The sequence below is a fragment of the Vitreoscilla filiformis genome (genome assembly GCF_002222655.1).
Taxonomy (GTDB): domain Bacteria; phylum Pseudomonadota; class Gammaproteobacteria; order Burkholderiales; family Burkholderiaceae_C; genus Ideonella; species Ideonella filiformis.
On sequence record NZ_CP022423.1, the window covers coordinates 2,699,847 to 2,719,584 of the forward strand.

The following is a 19,738-nucleotide window of genomic DNA, read 5'->3' on the forward strand; positions in this document are numbered from 1 at the left end:
GCGCTGAAAAATCAGCAGCAATCAGGAAAGACTGCGATTATGGGAAAGATTTCTCCACAGCGCAAGTCCCCCACTGGATTTGTCAAGTTCTTTCAGCGCCATCTCGTGGGCCTGGGCCTCGATGGGATCGGGTTCGATCACCGGCAACACCACACTGCGCAAATCCAGCGCATCCAGCGTCTGCACGGTCTTTTGGACGGTTGAGGCATCCGCTTGCGCCTCGTCGATGACCAGCGAGTGCTGGCCGCGTGTCATGCGGATGTACACCTCGGCGAGCAACTCGCAGTCCAGCAAAGCGCCGTGGAAGGTGCGGCTGGAGTTGTCCACCTCCAAGCGCCGGCACAGGGCATCCAACGAGTTGGCCTTGCCGGGGTAGGTTTCCCGTGCCATTTGCAGGCTGTCGGTCACCGCCGCCACGGTTTGGCTCAACGGCGGGCGCCCAAGGCGTTTGAGCTCGGCGTTCAAAAAGCCCATGTCGAACGCCGCGTTGTGGATGATCAGCTCAGCGCCCGCAACGAACGCCAGAAAATCATCGGCAACCTCCGCAAACTTGGGTTTATCGGCCAGAAACGCATCGGTCAGGCCGTGGATGCGCACCGCCTCTTCGCCGTTTTTACGCTCCGGGTTGAGGTAGTAGTGCCGATGTTGCCCCGTCAACCGCCGGCCATCCATCTCCACACACGCCAGCTCGACCACCCGATCCCCAGCATCAGGAGACAGGCCCGTGGTTTCCGTGTCCAGAAAAATCTGCCTCATCCCACATGCCCCTTGGGACGAGCGGCCCAAATCCAAAGAACCCAACCCAGCAAAATCATCGGCAGGCACAGCCATTGGCCCATGCTCATGCCCAGGGACAGCAGCCCCAGAAAACTGTCTGGCTCACGGAAATACTCGGCCACAAAACGCAAACTGCCATAACCCATCAGGAAGGCCGCCGACACCTGTCCCCAGGGTCGCCGCTTGGCTCCAACGCCCCACCACATCAAGCCGAACAGCAGCAAGCCCTCCAGCAAAAACTGGTAGAGCTGCGACGGGTGACGTGCCAATCCGTCTTGTGCCTGCGGGAACACCATCGCCCAGGGCAGCGTCGGATCGGCCACCCGACCCCACAACTCTCCGTTGATGAAGTTACCGATGCGCCCGCTGGCCAAACCCGTGGGCACACACGGCGCAATCAAATCCATCAGTTGGAGATAGGGGCGCTCATGCAAACGGGCGTATATCCACAACGCCACCACCACCCCAAGCAAGCCGCCGTGAAACGCCATCCCGCCGCGCCACACATAAAACACCTCCAGAGGATGTGCCATGTAGTAGGCCGGTTTGTAGAACAGCACGTAGCCCAAACGGCCACCGATGATCACCCCGAGCACACCGTAAAACAGGATGTCCTCCACATCCCGGCGGCTCCAGCCTTGTTCGGCAAACCAGGGCTTGGCCACGCGCCGCGAGGCCAGCCAGAGAAACAGCAAAAAGGCCACCAAGTAGGTCAGGCCGTACCAATGCACCTGAATGGGCAGGCCCAAAGACGTCAAGTCCAGGGCGATGGGATCGAACTGTGGATGGGTCAGCATGGCCAGATCATAAGCGCCGCATGTGAACAAGCTCGGCGAGAATCACGCCCTTCGATGTTCCAACGCAGCCCCCAGAAAGGCTCCACCGATGCCCGCCTACCGCTCCAAGACTTCCACCGCTGGCCGCAACATGGCTGGTGCGCGCTCGCTGTGGCGCGCCACCGGCATGAAGGATGGCGACTTTGACAAGCCCATCATCGCCATTGCCAACAGCTTCACCCAGTTCGTGCCCGGCCACGTGCATCTGAAGGATTTGGGGCAACTGGTGGCGCGTGAAATCGAAGCCGCCGGCGGCGTGGCCAAGGAATTCAACACCATCGCCGTGGACGACGGCATCGCCATGGGCCACGACGGCATGCTGTACTCGCTGCCCAGCCGCGACATCATTGCCGACTCGGTCGAGTACATGGTCAACGCCCACTGCGCCGACGCGCTGGTGTGCATCTCCAACTGCGACAAGATCACCCCAGGCATGTTGATGGCCGCGATGCGCCTGAACATCCCCGTGGTGTTTGTGAGCGGTGGCCCGATGGAGGCCGGTAAGGTCAAGCTGGCCGTGCCGGGCACGCAAACCGTGCAGATCAAGAAACTCGACCTGATCGACGCCATGGTGATGGCCGCTGACTCGAAGGTCTCGGATGCCGATGTCGCTGAAGTGGAACGCTCCGCTTGCCCGACCTGCGGCTCCTGCTCGGGCATGTTCACCGCCAACTCCATGAACTGCCTGACCGAGGCGCTGGGCCTGAGCCTGCCCGGCAACGGCACCGTGGTGGCCACACACGCCGACCGCGAACAACTGTTCCTGCGTGCGGGCCGCCTGGCCGTGGAACTGTGCCAGCGCTACTACGAAGGCGGCGATGAAAGCGTGCTGCCACGCGCCGTGGGTTTCAAGGCGTTTGAAAACGCCATCACGCTGGACATCGCCATGGGCGGTTCGACCAACACCATCCTGCACCTGCTGGCCATCGCCCAAGAAGCTGAGATTGACTTCACGATGGCCGACATCGACCGCCTCTCACGTGTCGTGCCGCAGCTGTGCAAGGTGGCGCCGAACACCAACAAGTACCACATCGAAGATGTCCACCGTGCCGGTGGCATCTACGCCATCCTGGGTGAGCTGGAGCGCGCCGGCAAGCTGCACACCGACGTGCCCACCGTCCACACCCCAACCCTGGGCGAAGCCCTGGCGCAGTGGGACATCACCCGCACCCAGGACGAAGCCGTCCACACCTTCTACAAGGCTGGCCCCGCTGGCATCCCGACGCAAGTGGCCTTCAGCCAAAACACCCGCTGGCCCAGCCTGGATCTGGATCGTGCCGAAGGCTGCATCCGCTCGGGCGAACACGCTTTCTCGCAAGAGGGTGGCTTGGCCGTGCTGCGCGGCAACATCGCTCTGGACGGCTGTGTGGTGAAGACCGCTGGCGTCGATGACAGCCTGCTGGTGTTTGAAGGCCCGGCCTACGTCACCGAATCGCAAGACGAAGCCGTGGCCGACATCCTGGCCGACAAGGTCAAGGCCGGCGATGTGGTGATCGTGCGCTACGAAGGCCCCAAGGGCGGCCCCGGTATGCAAGAAATGCTCTACCCGACCAGCTACATCAAGTCCAAGGGCTTGGGCAAAGCCTGCGCACTGTTGACGGATGGGCGCTTCTCGGGCGGCACGTCGGGCCTGTCAATCGGCCACTGCTCGCCGGAAGCCGCTGCGGGCGGCACCATCGGCTTGGTGAAGAACGGCGACCGCATCCGCATCGACATCCCCAACCGCAGCATCAACGTGCTGGTGAGCGATGAAGAACTGGCCGTGCGCCGCGCCGAGCAAGACGCCAAGGGCTGGAAGCCGGCGCTGCCGCGCCCGCGCAAGGTGTCCGCCGCCTTGAAGGCCTACGCCAAGCTGGCGACCAGCGCGGACAAGGGCGCCGTGCGCGATCTGTCTCAGTTGGACGACTGAGGTTCAGCGGGAGCCGCCCGGTGGCCGACGGTTCTCACCGCCGCCCGCCGAGCGCCCCAAGTTCTGGACGCGCTCGCGCTGACGTTCGGCCAGGCGGGCTTGTTCTTTGGCCGTGGCTCGACGCCCGGACACGCCAGAAACGTCCAAGCCTTTCCACCACAGCAGCGCCAGCACGAACGGGGTGGCAAATTTCCACGCATCGCCGTCCCAGTCCCAATTCCAGGTGGCCATCGGCCCCCAACCCGCAAAGTGGGCAATCAAAAGCCCTACACCAATCAGTACGAACAACATCCGTTTTTCCCTTTCGAGTGAGGATGAGGCACAAGGTGAGATTGCGCAAGTCATCCGTCAACGCCAATCGCTAGACTGCGTTGTGGAGGCACTGTAGCTCTCTTTTGTCCCGCCCTCTGACCCCCTCACCACATGAAGGATCCCATGAAGACTCTGCTCGCTGTCGTTTTGGCCGTCACTGCTGCTTCCCCGGCGCTGGCCAGCAAAGAGTTGGCTCAACAGAAAAACTGCTTGGCCTGCCACGCTGAAGCCACCAAGATTGTCGGCCCCGCCTACAAAGACGTCGCGGCCAAGTACAAAGGCCAAAAGGACGCCGTGGCTGCCCTGGCCACCAAAATTCAAAAGGGAGGCTCTGGCGTTTGGGGCACGGTGCCGATGCCCGCGAACGCCGTGACGGACGCGGAAGCCAAGGCCCTGACCACCTGGGTTCTGACGGTGAAGTGAGTTTCTCCGTCCCATGAAAAAGCCCCGCAACTGCGGGGCTTTTTTGTCAGGGCCTCACGGCCAGCCAAGGTCAACCCCGGCTGGCTTCAGACACATCAGAGGTTTTCGGCCAACTGATCCAGGATCGCCGGGTTTTCCAGCGTCGAGGTGTCTTGGGTGATGGCCTCGCCCTTGGCGATCGAGCGCAGCAGGCGGCGCATGATCTTGCCGGAACGGGTCTTGGGCAGGTTGTCGCCGAAGCGGATGTCCTTGGGCTTGGCGATCGGGCCGATCTCCTTGCCCACGTGGTCACGCAGCAGCTTGGCGATGGCCTTGGCCTCGTCACCCGTCGGGCGGGGGCGCTTCAGCACCACGAAGGCCACCACGGCTTCACCGGTGGTGTCATCCGGGCGACCGACCACGGCAGCCTCAGCCACCAGCTCGGTGCAGCTCACCAGGGCGGATTCGATTTCCATCGTGCCCATGCGGTGGCCCGAGACGTTCAGCACGTCGTCAATGCGACCGGTGATGGTGAAGTAACCGGTCTTCTCGTCGCGGATGGCACCATCGCCAGCCAGGTAGTACTTGCCCTTGAAGTCTTCCGGGTAGTAGGACTTCTTGAAACGCTCCGGGTCACCCCAGATGGTGCGGATCATCGACGGCCAAGGCTTCTTGCACACCAGGATGCCGCCCTTGCCCCAAGGCATGTCGTTGCCGACTTCGTCCACCACGGCGAACTGGATGCCCGGGAACGGCAGGGTGCAGGAGCCCGGAACCAGCGGGGTGACGCCCGGCAGCGGGGTGATCATGTGACCACCGGTTTCGGTTTGCCAGAAGGTGTCCACGATCGGGCAGCGACCGCCACCGACGTGCTGGTGGTACCACTCCCAAGCCGCCGGGTTGATCGGCTCACCCACCGAACCGAGGATGCGCAGGCTGCTCAGGTCGTAGCTCTTCGGATGCACGGCATCGTTGGCTTCTGCGGCCTTGATCAGCGAACGGATGGCGGTCGGTGCGGTGTAGAAAACCGACACCTTGTGATCTTGGATCATCTTCCAGAAGCGGCCAGCGTCCGGGTAGGTCGGCACGCCTTCGAACACGATCTCGGTGCCACCCAGGGCCAGCGGGCCGTAGGTGATGTAGCTGTGGCCCGTCACCCAACCGATGTCGGCGGTACACCAGAAGACGTCGTTGTCCTTCAGGTCGAAGGTCCACTTGGTGGTCAGCGCTGCGTGCAGCAGGTAGCCGCCGGTGCTGTGCTGCACGCCCTTGGGCTTGCCAGTGGAACCCGAGGTGTACAGCAGGAACAGCGGGTGTTCAGCTTCGACCCATTCCGGTTCGCACGTGGTGGGCTGGCTGTCGGCCACGTCGGCCATCCAGACGTCACGGCCTTCTTGCATGGTCACGGCGGCATTGGCGCGGTTGACCACCAGCACTTTTTGCACCGACTCGCAGCCACCCAGGGCCAGCGCTTCGTCCACGATGCCCTTCAGGGGCAGCTTCTTGCCACCGCGCACTTGGCAATCCGCCGTGATCACCGCCACAGCGCCGGTGTCATTGATGCGATCGCGCAGCGATTGGGCCGAGAAGCCACCGAACACCACCGAGTGCGTCGCACCGATGCGGGCGCAAGCTTGCATGGCGGCCACGCCGTCCACCGACATGGCGATGTAGATCACCACGCGGTCACCCTTCTTCACACCAATGGACTTCAGGCCATTGGCGATCTGGCAGGTTTTGGCCAGCAATTCGCTGTAGGTCACCTTGGTGACTTCGCCGCCGTCGGCTTCGAAGATGATGGCGGTCTTGTCACCCAAGCCGCGCTCGACGTTGCGATCCAAGCAGTTGTAGGAAGCATTGAGCTTGCCGTCTGCGAACCACTTGAAGAACGGGGCTTCCGACTCGTCCAGCACTTGAGTGAACGGGGTTTGCCAGGAAATCAGTTCCTTGGCCAGGCGGCCCCAGTAGCCTTCGTAGTCCTCTTCGGCTTCCTTGCACAGAGCTTCATAGGCCGCCATGCCAGACACGTTGGCTTGGGCCACAAATGCGGGATCGGGGTTGTAAATCTTCAGTTCTTCACTCATCGAGATGTCTCCTGATGCTCGGTGCAATCCGGTCGTGCACAGGGTGTGCAACGGGGGGCAACTGTGGGCCGAGCGTCTGACGATGGCCTTACTCTCGGCCCGGCCTCCGTAGAAGTCAGCATGTCACATGCCAGCCCTAGAATGTCTGCTCGATTTCCCCTTCTTCGTGTGGCTTATGCAACAGATTCCTGATCCAACTGACGCCAAGTTGCGCCCTTTGCCCAACTTGATCTTCGCCAGTCGATGGCTGCAACTGCCGCTCTACCTGGGGTTGATACTGGCCCAAGCGGTGTATGTGTTCCACTTCTGGGTCGAACTGGTACACCTGATCGAGGCAGCGTTTGGCAATCAGCACGCGTTGGAAATTCTGGTCAAGAGCATCGGCTACGTTCAAAAGGATGCGCCGCCCACCGCTCTGAACGAAACCATCATCATGCTGGTGGTGTTGGGGCTGATCGATGTGGTGATGATCTCCAACCTGCTGATCATGGTGATCGTGGGCGGGTATGAAACCTTCGTTTCGCGCCTCAACTTGGATGGCCACCCGGATCAACCGGAATGGCTCAGCCATGTGAATGCTTCGGTGCTGAAGGTCAAGCTGGGCACGGCCATCATCGGTATCAGCTCGATTCACCTGCTCAAGACCTTCATCAACGCTGACAACTACAGCGAAAAAACGCTGCTGTGGCAAACCTGCATCCACTTGGCGTTCTTGGCGTCGGCGCTGGCCATCGCGGCGGCGGATCGCCTTTTGCATCCGCCCCAAGCCCACGGCGACAAGCACTGAGACCTGCCCCAAGCTCCCTCCGAAAAGGCTTGCGCCAGCCCGGCGCAAGCCCGAGCTGTCACACTTGCGGGTTGCGCGCGAGACAGACCGGCGCGCGCCATTGAGCGCAACCGCGCAATCCAACCGAGATCCCCGCCATGACCACCATCCGCCAGGACGATTTCATCCAGAGCATTGCCGACGCTTTCCAGTACATCAGTTGCTATCACCCGCTGGACTACATCAAGGCCCTGGGCGAAGCCTATGAGCGCGAAGAATCCCCGGCCGCCAAGGACGCCATCGCTCAAATTCTCACCAACTCGCGCATGTGTGCCGAAGGCCGCCGCCCGATCTGTCAGGACACGGGCATCGCCGTGGTGTTCCTGAAGGTGGGCCAGAACCTGCGCTGGGACGCCGAGATGTCCGTCGAGGACATGGTGAACGAGGGCGTGCGTCGCGCTTACAACCACCCGGACAACAAGCTGCGCGCCTCCGTGCTGCTCGACCCGGCGGGCGCCCGCAAGAACTCGAAGGACAACACCCCGGCGGTGATCCACTACGAGATCGTGCCGGGCGATCACCTGGAAGTGATCTGCGCTGCCAAGGGCGGTGGCTCGGAAAACAAGTCGAAGTTCTATGCGCTGAATCCGTCCGATTCGATCGTGGATTGGGTGCTGAAGACCGTGCCGACGATGGGTGCGGGCTGGTGCCCGCCCGGCATTTTGGGCATCGGCATCGGTGGTACGCCGGAAAAGGCAATGCTGCTGGCCAAAGAATCGCTGATGGCCCCGGTGGACATTCATGAACTCAAGGCCAAAGCCGCCAGCGGCGCCGAGCTGACGCGTGTGGAATCGCTGCGTCTGGAGCTGATGGAGAAGGTGAACGCCCTGGGCATCGGCGCGCAAGGCTTGGGTGGCCTGACCACCGTGCTGGACGTGAAGATCATGGACTACCCAACCCACGCCGCTTCGCTGCCCGTGGCCATGATCCCGAACTGTGCGGCCACCCGTCACGTTCACTTCCACCTGGACGGTTCTGGCCCGGCCAACTTGGAACCGCCCAAGCTGGAAGATTGGCCCGATGTGACCTGGAAGGCCGACACCAACGTGGCCACCCGCGTCAACCTGAACACGCTGACCAAGGAAGAAGTGGCCTCGTGGACGCCCGGCCAAGTGCTGCTGCTGAACGGCAAGATGCTGACGGGCCGCGACGCTGCACACAAGCGCATCCAAGACATGCTGGCCAAGGGCGAAGAGCTGCCGGTGGACTTCACCAACCGCATCATTTACTACGTCGGCCCGGTCGATCCGGTGCGTGACGAAGTGGTGGGCCCGGCTGGCCCGACCACCGCCACCCGGATGGACAAGTTCACCCGCATGATGCTGGAGAAGACCGGCCTCATTGCCATGGTGGGCAAGGCTGAGCGCGGCCCCGTCGCCATTGAGGCCATCAAGGACAACAAGTCCGCTTACCTGATGGCTGTGGGTGGCAGTGCCTACCTTGTCTCGAAGGCGATCAAGGACGCCAAGGTGGTGGGCTTTGCCGACCTGGGCATGGAAGCCATCTACGAGTTTGACGTGGTGGACATGCCCGTGACCGTGGCCGTGGACGCTGGCGGCACCAGCGCCCACATCGAAGGCCCCAAGACTTGGCAGGCCAAGATCGGCAAAATCCCCGTGACCGTGGCCTGACCCTCTGACCCTTCACGCACGCGGCGGCTGCACCAGCAGCCCCGCTGCCGCTGTCTCCACCACCGGAGGCGGCGGCGCCACCCGCACCACACGCTGCGGATACGGAATGTCCACCCCCCGCTCGTTGAACAGCGCCAGCACCGATAAATTGACGGCTGAGCGCACGTTGCCTTGGCCGTTTTCTGGATCGGCGATCCAGAAGCACAGGGTCAAATCCAGCCCATCGGCACCGAAGTTGCTCAGCAGAACCTGCGGCGGCGGTTCGCTCAAAACCCGAGGCACTTGGCGCATGGCCTCTACGATGTGCGGAATCAACGTCGGCACATCGGTGCCATAGGCCACGCTCACGGGGCTGGTGAGCAAAATGTTGCGATCGGCCAGCGAAAGGTTCTCCACCGTGCTGGTGATAAGGGTTTCGTTGGGCACGATGGCTTCGCGGCCATTGGGTGCGCGCAGCACGGTGTAGCGCGTGGTGATGTCGGTGATGCGGCCCTCGAACTGATCGACTTTGACGATGTCCCCGATGCGCAGGCTGCGCTCGGCCAGAATCACAAAACCCGACACGTAGTTGGCCGCCAGCTTCTGCAAACCGAAACCCACGCCCACGCCCACCGCCCCGCCGAGCACGGAAAACGCCGTCAAATCCAGCCCCACAGCGGACAGGGCCATGAGCAAGCCGACGAACGTCAGCAGCGCCCGCACCACATTGGCCGCCACCTTGCGCAAGGACAACTGCCCGCCTTCGGCCCCTTTGAGCAAACGGGCCTCGATGGCGGCGGAAATCCACAGCGTGATCACCAGCACAAAACCGGCCGACAGCGCACCTTCCAGCAGGTTGCGCAGCGTCACTTTGGAAGCGCCGAGTTTCCAGTGGATGTCATCCAACTCATCGAGCACCTGGGGCAGTACCCCCGTGATCCACGCCACCACCGCCGCCCAAGCCATCCACGAAATGGTGCGCTCGGCCAGCCTCACCAAACTCGAACGCGGAAACGCCACGCTCAACACCTGCACCGACAGACGGATGACGGCGAAGGACACCATCATCGGCAAAGCGATTTTGAACAGCGTCACCGGCATGCCCAGCGTCACCAGCAGCGCACGGGCCGCGTAGGTCAGGGCCAGCAGCAGGGTCGGGAACAGCACGCCGTCGATGATGCGACGGCCAAACCAAATCGAACCCTCCGGCGCTTTGGGCCCACGCAACACGCGCACCACGAACCACGCCAGCAACACACTCACCGCCACGGCGCTCAATTCGGCCCAGGCCAGCGGGTGGGTCAGCGCGGCGAGAAACTGAGCCAATGTCAGTTGAATGGTCAAGGAAGAAGTGTCTGTCATGGCGGAGATTGTCCCCAAAGCACACGGGGGCCGCATCCGATGCTGGACACGGCCCCTGCATTCAGGGGTTAAAACCCCGATAAACTGTCTGCGACAGCTCCTCGGAGTTTGTCACACCGACCATTTTCGACACAGCCGGAAGAGTTAGGGAAGACGCGGGCGCACGACTCCCACCCACCCACGCGGATCTTGAAAGCAAAAAACACTATCCCTCCCCTGCTACGGCTTGCTATCCGTTCCGGATCCGCAGAAGCTCTACTGGCTTGCCTAGAAAAAGGCAATTTTCTAAACAGCAGGGACAGCAACGGCAACACACCGCTGATGCTAGCAGCCAGATGGGGAAGTGTTGCGTGTGCTGAACTACTAATCGCCAATGGCGCTGATCCTTCTGCTATCGATGATCGGCACCATACAGCCGCCGAGATCGCTAGAGCTGCGGGCTTTCTCGTCTTGGCAGATGCCTTGTCCCCCTCTGCGTCTGCTCCCGTGCCAGACGATCCATTTTCACCGTCAGAGGTCAGCGTTGATCTGACAGGCTGGGATTTTGAGCTGACGACCCCGGACGCGGCAGCATGGCAACCGGAGGTCTCGACACCACTCCCCGAACATGATGCTAGCTGCACTCAGCGAGCAGAAGAAGCTCAGCGCAGGATTACCACACACGGCGCCCAAGATGACTGGGAGGTGTGGTCAGCGGAAGGCATCACGCTGCCAGAGATCCGCAAAATCGCCAGCCTCGACGATCTGGCGGACAACCGTGCAGCCCAGATCATCCGGGCACTTTTCACGACCTCCTTAAAGGCCGGACAAGTATCTCCCACTTGGATCAAAGAGCAGTTGACCACACTAGAGATCCGCGCACTTGAATCTACCTTTTGCCAGAGCCTTACTGATCTAGGTGTGCTGCTTGATAACGATGCACCAGAACCGGAGCTACCGCAGCAGCTTGCAGAGGATACAGCTTGGCCCCCCCTGTATGAACTCCCTGAGTGTTCGGATGTCGAAGCTCTGATTCTCGACATGGGCTGGAGCAGCTGGGATCCTGATCGTCTCTATCAACTGGCTCTGGATGACAAGCTGCTGAGTCACGAAGAGGAAATCCAGCACGGGCGGACTCTCAGAACTTCGCTGGAGCACGTTTTCCTTCTGATGCAAGGACACCCCAACGGCCAGCTTCTTCTCGCCAAGGAAGCACAAGAGCTGTGCATCGACAGAGACGACCGGAGCGACGATCTGCCGACTGACACCTCACCAGACCCTGAACTGGCCAGCGACTTGCCATCTGGCGACGAAGATGAGTTTTGCCCCCTCGAGACACAAGCGACTGCCCCTCATCTGACCCTGCCCCAAGCCACGCGTCTGCTGGGGTCACTGTTAAAAACCGGCTTGCCTGATGCACTGCGCACGCCACTGGAACAGCACCTGCGGACGGCTTCAAAGGCACGAGAAATTCTCATCACCAAGAATCTCCGGCTGGTTCTCCAATTCGCCAACAAATACCGCTTTGGCAATATTCCGTTATCCGACCTGATTCAAGAGGGAAACATCGGCCTGATCAAGGCCGTAGACAAGTATGACCCGGAACTCGGCTTCAAATTCTCGACTTACGCCTGCTGGTGGATCCGCCAAGCCATCGGTCGAAGTTTTGCCGACACTTGTCGGGTTATTCGCGTTCCCGTGCATATGCACAACCGCCTTTGGCATCTGGAAAGGGCGCTGCACAATCAGGAACATCAAACTAATCTAACCGCTGATGTTGCAACGCTGGCAACTGAACTGGACTGGACTCCTGATGAAGTGCGATCGACTCTCCGCGTCTGGAATCGCGTTCAGATCGAGGAACGTGATCTCGACACGCTGAGCCCGCAAGACGTCTTTTCTGAGGGTGATGCATATGCCCCGGAAACCGTCATGGCACGGGAAATACTGGGCAGGAGCATTGGAGCACTGCTCGGTCGCCTCAAGCCCACTAAAGCTGCCAACATCATCCGAATGCGGTTCGGAATCGGACTGGATCGGGAGTACACGTTGGAAGAGATCGGGCAGGCGCTGAACGTCACAAGAGAGCGCATCCGACAAATTGAAGCCAAGGCTCTCCGGCACATCAGCAAAATCGCGGCCAAGATGTTTTCAGCAGAGGCCCCGGTACGGAGAAAGGCAGAAAAGGGACCCGCGCCGCACACGGATATGCCGGAATCCTTGGCTGCTCTCGTGACTGAGGAGTTCATGGAATGAAAACCGGAAACAGCAGGGGAATTCCTTTGCCACCCAGGGCAGGCGCGATGATCGAAGCTCTTCGCGGCCTCGGATACACCACTGCCACCGCCTTGGCGGACATCATCGACAACAGCATCGCTGCGGGTGCCGGCTGCGTGGATGTCGAGTTCAACTGGCAGGGTGAAGACTCATGGATCGCCATCACGGACGACGGCTGCGGCATGGTTCGCGGTACGTTGCTCAACGCCATGCGCATGGGCGGACGCAGCCCGCTGGAAACCAGAAGCGCTTCAGACCTTGGCCGCTTTGGCCTGGGTCTGAAGACGGCCTCCTTCTCGCAGGCCCGTCGCCTGTCAGTAGCCTCCAGACGAAGTGGAAGTGGCACATCCTGTCTGCGCTGGGATCTGGACAAGCTGGCACAAGCCACCGATGACGGCTGGCATCTCTATGAAGGGACCCATCCTGGCTCCGATGCGCGCATGGCTCCACTGGATCAACTCCGGCAAGGCACGCGGGTGCTGTGGGAGCGACTGGATCGCATCGTCACGCCTGGCGTCCGCGAACAAGACTTTCTTGACCTGATCGACCAAGTGGAGCAGCACCTGGCCATGGTCTTCCACCGTTTCATCGAGGAACCCGATCCCCGATTGAGGCTGCGCATCAATGGCCGGCCCATCCAGGCCTGGGATCCATTCCTGAGCGAGCATCCAGCCACTTGGTCATCACCTGAAAGCCGACTGCCTCCGCCCACCGGAGCAGTCAGAGTGCAGTGCCATGTCCTGCCTCATCGCGACAGGCTAGAAAGGGACGAATACGAGCAGGGCGGCGGCCCTGAGGGCTGGACATCACAGCAGGGGTTCTATGTCTACCGCAACCAGCGATTGCTACTAGCTGGTGGTTGGTTGGGACTGGGGCGGGGTCGAGCATGGGCGCGGGAGGAATCCCACCGCCTGGCCCGCATCCGCATCGACATCACCAATGACAGCGACGCGGAATGGAAGATCGACATCCGCAAGTCGACGGCTCGACCACCAGCCAACCTGCGGCTCCACCTGATGCATCTGGCCGAGGACACCCGCCAGCGCGCCCGACGCGTATTCGCACACCGAGGGGCTCCCTCATCCCGCACCGGGTCTGTCGAAGTCCAGCAGGCCTGGCGCACTGAGCCGCTGCGTAGTGGCGTGCGCTATCGCGTGGACACAAGCCACCCAGTTGTCGAACAGGTACTGGAGCGCGCAGGCGGGCTCAAAGGGGACATCCTAGCGATGCTGCGTGTGTTGGAGGAGAGCATTCCCGTCCAGCGCATCTGGCTGGACACCGCCGAATCGAAGGAAACCCCGCGCAATGGCTTCGCGGAAACACCTGACGAGGAAGTGCTGGCACTCATGACCGGCATCTACCGGGGCATGGTGCTGCGCAAGCAGATCGCCCCGGAGCTGGCCAGGCAGCGCCTGCGACAGATGGAGCCCTTCAGCAATTTCCCGGAGCTGATCAACCGGCTGCCGGACAACCCAGGGGAGCGGACAGGTGAGTGACGAAAGAGTCGTGAAATTCGTGCAGGAGCTGATCCAGGACGAGCCTGCCGGCACGGCCCTGACGCCAGATCTTTTCGAGCAGATCATCGAGCGCGTGCTCACCATCCAGCCTCGCTGGCGCGACAGCGTCAACCGGCAAGCCGTGCTGGATGAGCTGATCCGACGCAACAGCCAGTGGATCGGGCAGGACTCGACCCTCCAAGACAGCAGTGACCACGAAAGCTGGCTGGTTCCCGAACGCAAACGCAACTGGCGCTACTGGCAGCGCTACCGCGAATGGCTAGAACGCCGTCTCTCGCTGAATGCTGTGGATGCACTGGATCAGAGCACGGATCGCATCCTTGGCTTGCTGGAGGATCCTGTGCGACCCGGTCGCTGGTGCCGCAAGGGATTGGTGGTCGGTCACGTCCAGTCCGGAAAGACGAGCAACTACACCGCCCTGATCGGCAAGGCCGCCGACGCTGGCTACAAGATCATCATCGTGCTGGCTGGCCTGCACAACAACCTGCGCGCCCAGACGCAGATGCGGCTGGACGAAGGCTTTCTGGGCTACGAGACCCGCCCACTTCAGGAAGACAACTTCCGCCCGATCGGCGTGGGTGAAATCGACACCGACCCCTCGATCCGCCCCAACTTCGCCACGAACCGCACCGAGAGCGGCGACTTCAACGCATCCACGGCCAAGACGCTGGGCATCAGCCCGGAGCAGCGTCCCTGGCTGTTCGTGGTGAAGAAGAACAAGACCGTGCTTGAGCGCCTGTGTCGCTGGATACGCAACCACGTGGCTGACACCCAGGACGGCGACCGGCGCCTGGTCACGGCGTTCCCTTTGCTGCTGATCGACGACGAGTCAGATCACGCCTCGGTCGATACCGGCGAGCAGTCCTTTGACCAGAACGGCAAGCCTGACCTAGATCATGAGCCGACCGCCATCAACAGTCGTATCCGGCGCATCCTGAACAGCTTTGCCAGATCGGCCTACGTCGGCTACACCGCCACTCCCTTTGCCAACATCTTCATCCACGAGCGCAGCGAGACCAGCGACGAGGGGCCGGACATCTTTCCCTCCGCCTTCATCGTCAACCTGGGTGCGCCGTCCAATTACGTCGGCCCTGCCCGTGTCTTTGGCAGAACCGGGTCGGACGGCAGGGAGGGCGAGCTGCCCCTGACCCGCCAAGTCAGCGATCACGCCAGCGAGGACGGCAAGCAGGGCTGGATGCCCACCGGCCACAAGAACACCCACCACCCGGTGTGTCCGAACGAGTACGGATTGCCCCAATCCCTGGTCGAGGCCATCGACGCCTTCATCCTGGCCTGCGCAGCGCGCCAGCTCCGGGGACAAGGCGCAGACCACTGCTCGATGCTGATCCACGTGACACGCTTCAATGCCGTGCAGCGACTGGTACACGAGCAGGTGCGAGAACACGTCCGGGGCATGCGCCAGCGTCTGCACCGGCGCATCGGTCAGACCGGGCATCTGGCACGGTTGCGTCAGCTCTGGGAGACGGATTTCCTTCCCACGCACGAAACCGTGGTGGCCAGCGTCGAGCCGGACAGCCGCATGGCCATGCCGACCTGGGAAGAGGTGGAGCGCATCCTGCCCGACGTACTGGAAAGCATCGACACCCGCACCATCAACGGCACCGCCAAGGATGCGCTCGACTATGCCGAACAGGGCAGCACAGGTCTGAAGGTGATTGCCATCGGCGGCGACAAGCTGGCGCGAGGTCTGACGCTGGAAGGCCTGTGTGTCAGCTACTTCCTTCGAGCCTCCAGGATGTACGACACCCTCATGCAGATGGGACGCTGGTTCGGTTACCGCCCGGGCTATCTCGATCTGTGCCGCCTCTACACGACACCCGAGCTGGAATACTGGTTCGGGCTGATCTCCGACGCCTCAGATGAACTGCGTGAGGAGTTCGAGATCATGGCCCGCATCGGCGCAACGCCCCGGGAGTACGGCCTGCGCGTCAAAGCACACCCCGGTTTGATGATCACCTCGCGCGTGAAGATGCGCTCGGCCCGGACTCTGCGCCTCTCGTTCAGCGGGCACGTGCAGGAAACAATCAACTTCTTCCTCGACCCGGCCACACTGAACGCCAATCTTGCCGCTGTCCGCAATCTCGTGACACAGCTCGGCAAACCCGAGACCCAGCTGGAGCGGCCCTGGAAGACAAGGAAACAGACACTCGAAGGCCGTTTCCTGTGGCGCAATGCCATGGCCGACGATATCCTGGAATTCTTGGACAACTACAGGACGCACCCGGACGCCTACAAGGCCAACTCCACCATGCTGGCCCAGTTCATCCGCACCATGGTGAGCGCCGGCGAGCTGACCGAGTGGAGCGTCGCGCTTATCGGCATGGGTGACGCGGAAATGGCCAAGCGCCCCACCCCGAAGCCTGCGAGCGAATACGTCACCACGCAGTACTTCGACCTCTCTCACACACTCCGTGTTGCCAAGCTGATCCGCACGCAAGCAGGCAGGGGTTCTGACGGCTACGTGATCAAGCGTCTCCTGTCACCTCAGGACGAAGCAGTTGATGTTAATGAAGCCACCTGGAATGCCGCGCTAGAAGTGACCCAGGCCATGCCCGAAGGAAGCGCAGCACCTGCGACCGGCAACGCGCCACCCGCTCCTTCTGCACCCAGCGGAGTGGCCCTTCGCAAGGTCAGGGGACAGGGTGGAACCGGTGTTCCGGCAACACCACAGCGCGGGCTGCTGCTGCTCTATCTCCTGGATCCGGAACGCTCCGGGGCTTCGCTCAACAGCCACTTGCTGCCTCCTGTGGCCGCTTTCGGCATCAGCTTCCCGGACAGCCGCCTGGAAAACTGCGTCGTCGAATACAAGGTGAACAACGTGGGCTGGGAACTCGACTATGCCGATTGACATGCAGTCCGTCCGGATCGCCTGGCGAGCGCTTGAGTCTGGCGGCAGTGACGGTTGGCAGACGATTCCGGTCGCCGAGGACTCATCCGGAAACATTGGTGTCCGTGCCGGCCGACTCTTCCCGGGTGCCCTGGAATCCGTGCTGATCGGTTTTCGCCAGCAACCCTTCCCGGGGGAAAAACTGCCGGAAGCCCAGGGGTTTTCGGTACTCAGAACCAGCCCGCAGGTGACAAACGGGCGTCACTGGCTCGCACTGACTCGCCAGGCTGGTGCCAGTGTCGAGCTGTTTGACGCCATGGTTTCGGACGTGATGGACGTGCTCGGAGCTGCCGCCAACCCTGTACTGGGTCACGGTCTGCTGCTGGCCCGCCTGCGAGCCTGGCTGGATTTCATGCGCCAGACTGGCGAACGCACGCTCGGGCCTGAGGCTGAAACCGGGCTGATCGGAGAGTTGCTCCTGCTCGCGCAACTGATCAGTCACCCCAGCCTGGGCGGCCCGGCTGCCATCCAGACCTGGCATGGCCCGACACGGGGTCTGCATGACTTCGTCATCGGCGCAGGAGCCATCGAGGTGAAGACCACCTTCTCCTCCCCAGGTTTTCCTGCTCGCATTGGCTCGCTGGAACAGCTGGATGAGCAAGCGCACCGTCCGCTGTACGTTTGTGCCACCCGCTTGCAAGCTGACCCAGCTGGCGCCAGCCTGCCCGACATCGTTGCCCGTGTGCGCCTGCTGGCCGATGCCCAGACAACAGCACGACAGGAACTGGATCACCTGCTGCTGCAAGCAGGTTATGCCGATGCACATGCCAGCCATTACACCCGCCGGTGCAAGAACCATAAAACCTGGTTCCTGCACGTCGGAGAATCCTTCCCCCGCCTGACCCGAGCAAACGTGCCCACGTCGATCCGGCAAGCCTCGTATGAGCTGGCCCTGGATCTCATTGACGCCCCGTCCTGCTCGCTGGATCAGGTGCTTACACACATGGGAGCCACAAGAACATGACCCTGGAAGAATTCCTGGAGACCACCCAGGCCCGCGTCCGCTCCGAGATCGAGGCACGAATCTTGGGCGAAACCACCAGCTATCCGCACGCGGAGTCGGTGTTCACCGAGATCGTCATGCAGCACATGGCCGACATCGGCATGACCGGAGACCCGGAGCTGTGTCACATCTCGCTCAAGCTCGGCAACCAGAAGCTGCGACTGAGTGGCTACGCCGTCATGGATGAGGGTGAGCGCCTTGATCTGTTCGTCAGCCTCTACGAAGGTGCCACGAGCCTGCGCGAGATCCCTGACGCTGATGCACAGACGGCCATCAAGCACTGCCTGAGCTTTCTGAGCGCGTGTGCCGACGGCAAGCTGCTGGCAAAGATCGACGCTTCGACGGAAGCTTACGCACTGGCCGTCACCATCCGGGATGCCTACCCGACACTCGACCAGATTCGCGTCTTCGTGCTGACGGATCGACGGGCCAAGAACCGCCAGTTCGCTGCCAAGGAGATCGGCGGCAAGCTGATCCGGCTGGAAATGATGGATATCGAGCGCCTGTTCCGTCACCTCTCAGAAGGCAACCCGCGTGACGAGCTGGTGATCAACTTTGCTGACGTCTGCGGCGAGCCTCTGCCATGCGTCTACGTGCCTGCTGAACAGTCCGGATACGACTACGCCTTGGCAGCTATCCCTGGTGAAGCTTTGCGACTGCTGTATGAGCGCTTCAGCACCCGCTTACTGGAGGCCAACGTCCGCTCTTTCCTCAACAGCACCAACAAGGTCAATAAGGGCATCCGGGAGACCTTGAAAAGCCAGCCGGATCGCTTCCTTGCCTACAACAACGGCATCGTCATCGTTGCTGACGAGGCCGTGATGCAGCCATCAGTCACCGGACACGACTGCATTGCAGCACTCAAGGGCATGCAGATCGTCAATGGTGGGCAGACCACTGCCTCGATCTACTTTTCCAAGCGCAAGGATCCATCCATCAATCTGGCACCAGTGCGCGTCCCCGCCAAGATCATCATCCTCAAATCTCGCAGCGGCACTGCCGAGGAAAACCTCATTTCCGACATCTCGCGCTTTGCCAACAGCCAGTCAGCCGTAAAAGTGTCGGATCTGTCGGCAAACCAACCTTATCACATTGATATGGAACGTCTGTCGCAGACGGTCTACTGCCCTGATGGCGAGCAGAAGTGGTTCTACGAGCGTGCCTCGGGCAGCTACGCCACGATGCTGGCCCTCAACGGCAAGACGGCCACCCAGCTCGCCAAGCTGAAGAAGGACATCCCATCGACCAAACGGATCACCAAGACAGATCTGGCGAAATATCTGAACACCTGGGATCAGCTGCCCCACGTGGTCAGCAAGGGTTCCCAGAAAAATTTCGCCGAATTCATGGAAAAGCTCGCCGAAGCTGGTGACGAGACTTCCTCCGGCAACAATAAGCCCGATGTCCAGGCTTGGAAGCACGCCGTTGCCAAGGCCATCCTGTTCAAACGGACGTCCGCATTCATGCGTACCCGTTTCCTTTCATTCCAGGCCAACGTCACCACCTACGTCATCGCTCTGCTGGCGCACAAGCTGGGCTCACGCATCAATCTCGACAGGATCTGGGAAGCCCAGAGCATCTCGCACGGACTGCGGCGACAGATCGAAACCTGGTCCGATGAGGTCAATAAGCATCTGCATGACTCGGCCAGAGGCAAGATGATTTCCGAATGGGCTAAACGTCCGGAGTGCTGGCAAGCCATCCGGGACGCGAGTTACTCACCCGCCGTCACCACCGACATCATCGAGATCGGAGCATGAGGGCACCACGATTTGCCAGAACAGCTAATTCGGAGCCAGTGGATCGGATGACAGGCATTCTCAGATCGTCAGCACCTTCTAGACACTGGCGCTCAGTTCATGACCGACCCGAAGATCCCGTGGAACATTGGTCGCGAACTTCGCGCCCCTTCGAAAAACCGGCTCAAAAAGTATCC

At 61.4% G+C, this 19,738-nt stretch carries 14 protein-coding genes; 9 read left to right on the forward strand and 5 right to left on the reverse strand.

All coding sequences use genetic code 11. From position 1 onward, the window contains the following. Positions 1-21: 21 nt before the first annotated feature. Positions 22-756 (reverse strand): DNA polymerase III subunit epsilon, encoded by a 735-nt coding sequence (gene dnaQ, locus VITFI_RS12715; RefSeq protein ID WP_089417277.1) that lies wholly within the window; start codon positions 754-756, stop codon positions 22-24. Continuing rightward, positions 753-1,574, reverse strand: a complete 822-nt coding sequence (lgt, locus tag VITFI_RS12720) for a prolipoprotein diacylglyceryl transferase (protein WP_089418144.1) — start codon at positions 1,572-1,574, stop codon at positions 753-755. Before lgt ends, dnaQ begins: the two co-directional genes overlap by 4 nt. Before the next feature lie 88 nt (positions 1,575-1,662). On the opposite strand from lgt, the gene ilvD reads away from it, so the two are divergent. Beyond that, positions 1,663-3,522, forward strand: coding sequence for a dihydroxy-acid dehydratase (gene ilvD / locus VITFI_RS12725; RefSeq protein WP_089417278.1), 1,860 nt, complete (start codon positions 1,663-1,665; stop codon positions 3,520-3,522). A 3-nt stretch (positions 3,523-3,525) separates the two neighbouring features. On the opposite strand, the gene VITFI_RS12730 is transcribed toward ilvD, so the two are convergent. Continuing rightward, the gene (locus VITFI_RS12730) at positions 3,526-3,813 is read right to left on the reverse strand and encodes a TIGR04438 family Trp-rich protein (protein ID WP_157725678.1); all 288 of its coding nucleotides are present in this window, start codon (positions 3,811-3,813) and stop codon (positions 3,526-3,528) included. Between the two features lie 144 nt (positions 3,814-3,957). On the opposite strand from VITFI_RS12730, the gene VITFI_RS12735 reads away from it, so the two are divergent. Beyond that, entirely contained in the window at positions 3,958-4,257 is a 300-nt protein-coding gene (locus VITFI_RS12735; protein WP_089417280.1) for a c-type cytochrome, read from the forward strand. A gap of 95 nt (positions 4,258-4,352) precedes the next feature. On the opposite strand, the gene acs is transcribed toward VITFI_RS12735, so the two are convergent. After that, positions 4,353-6,320, reverse strand: coding sequence for an acetate--CoA ligase (gene acs, locus VITFI_RS12740; RefSeq protein WP_089417281.1), 1,968 nt, complete (start codon positions 6,318-6,320; stop codon positions 4,353-4,355). Positions 6,321-6,495: 175 nt separating this feature from the next. Between acs and VITFI_RS12745 the strand changes: the two genes are divergently transcribed. Continuing rightward, positions 6,496-7,107, forward strand: coding sequence for a TIGR00645 family protein (locus VITFI_RS12745; RefSeq protein ID WP_089417282.1), 612 nt, complete (start codon positions 6,496-6,498; stop codon positions 7,105-7,107). 137 nt (positions 7,108-7,244) lie between these two features. Continuing rightward, complete coding sequence (locus tag VITFI_RS12750; RefSeq protein WP_089417283.1) at positions 7,245-8,777, forward strand: fumarate hydratase; 1,533 nt, start codon at positions 7,245-7,247, stop codon at positions 8,775-8,777. 12 nt (positions 8,778-8,789) lie between these two features. Here the strand turns inward: VITFI_RS12750 and VITFI_RS12755 are convergent, their stop codons facing one another. Further along, complete coding sequence (locus VITFI_RS12755; protein WP_089417284.1) at positions 8,790-10,118, reverse strand: mechanosensitive ion channel family protein; 1,329 nt, start codon at positions 10,116-10,118, stop codon at positions 8,790-8,792. Between the two features lie 189 nt (positions 10,119-10,307). Between VITFI_RS12755 and VITFI_RS12760 the strand changes: the two genes are divergently transcribed. The 5 genes from VITFI_RS12760 to VITFI_RS12780 are packed head-to-tail and all read left to right on the forward strand — an operon-like array spanning position 10,308 to position 19,562. Next, entirely contained in the window at positions 10,308-12,353 is a 2,046-nt protein-coding gene (locus VITFI_RS12760) for a sigma-70 family RNA polymerase sigma factor (protein ID WP_157725679.1), read from the forward strand. Beyond that, positions 12,350-13,870: an ATP-binding protein gene (locus VITFI_RS12765; protein ID WP_198301469.1), complete on the forward strand. Its 1,521-nt coding sequence runs from the start codon at positions 12,350-12,352 to the stop codon at positions 13,868-13,870. Before VITFI_RS12760 ends, VITFI_RS12765 begins: the two co-directional genes overlap by 4 nt. A 10-nt stretch (positions 13,871-13,880) precedes the next feature. After that, entirely contained in the window at positions 13,881-16,760 is a 2,880-nt protein-coding gene (locus VITFI_RS12770) for a Z1 domain-containing protein (RefSeq protein ID WP_198301470.1), read from the forward strand. Beyond that, positions 16,750-17,763, forward strand: coding sequence for a PD-(D/E)XK motif protein (locus VITFI_RS12775; protein ID WP_089417287.1), 1,014 nt, complete (start codon positions 16,750-16,752; stop codon positions 17,761-17,763). Before VITFI_RS12770 ends, VITFI_RS12775 begins: the two co-directional genes overlap by 11 nt. After that, positions 17,760-19,562: an AIPR family protein gene (locus VITFI_RS12780; protein WP_089417288.1), complete on the forward strand. Its 1,803-nt coding sequence runs from the start codon at positions 17,760-17,762 to the stop codon at positions 19,560-19,562. Before VITFI_RS12775 ends, VITFI_RS12780 begins: the two co-directional genes overlap by 4 nt. Positions 19,563-19,738 lie beyond the last annotated feature (176 nt).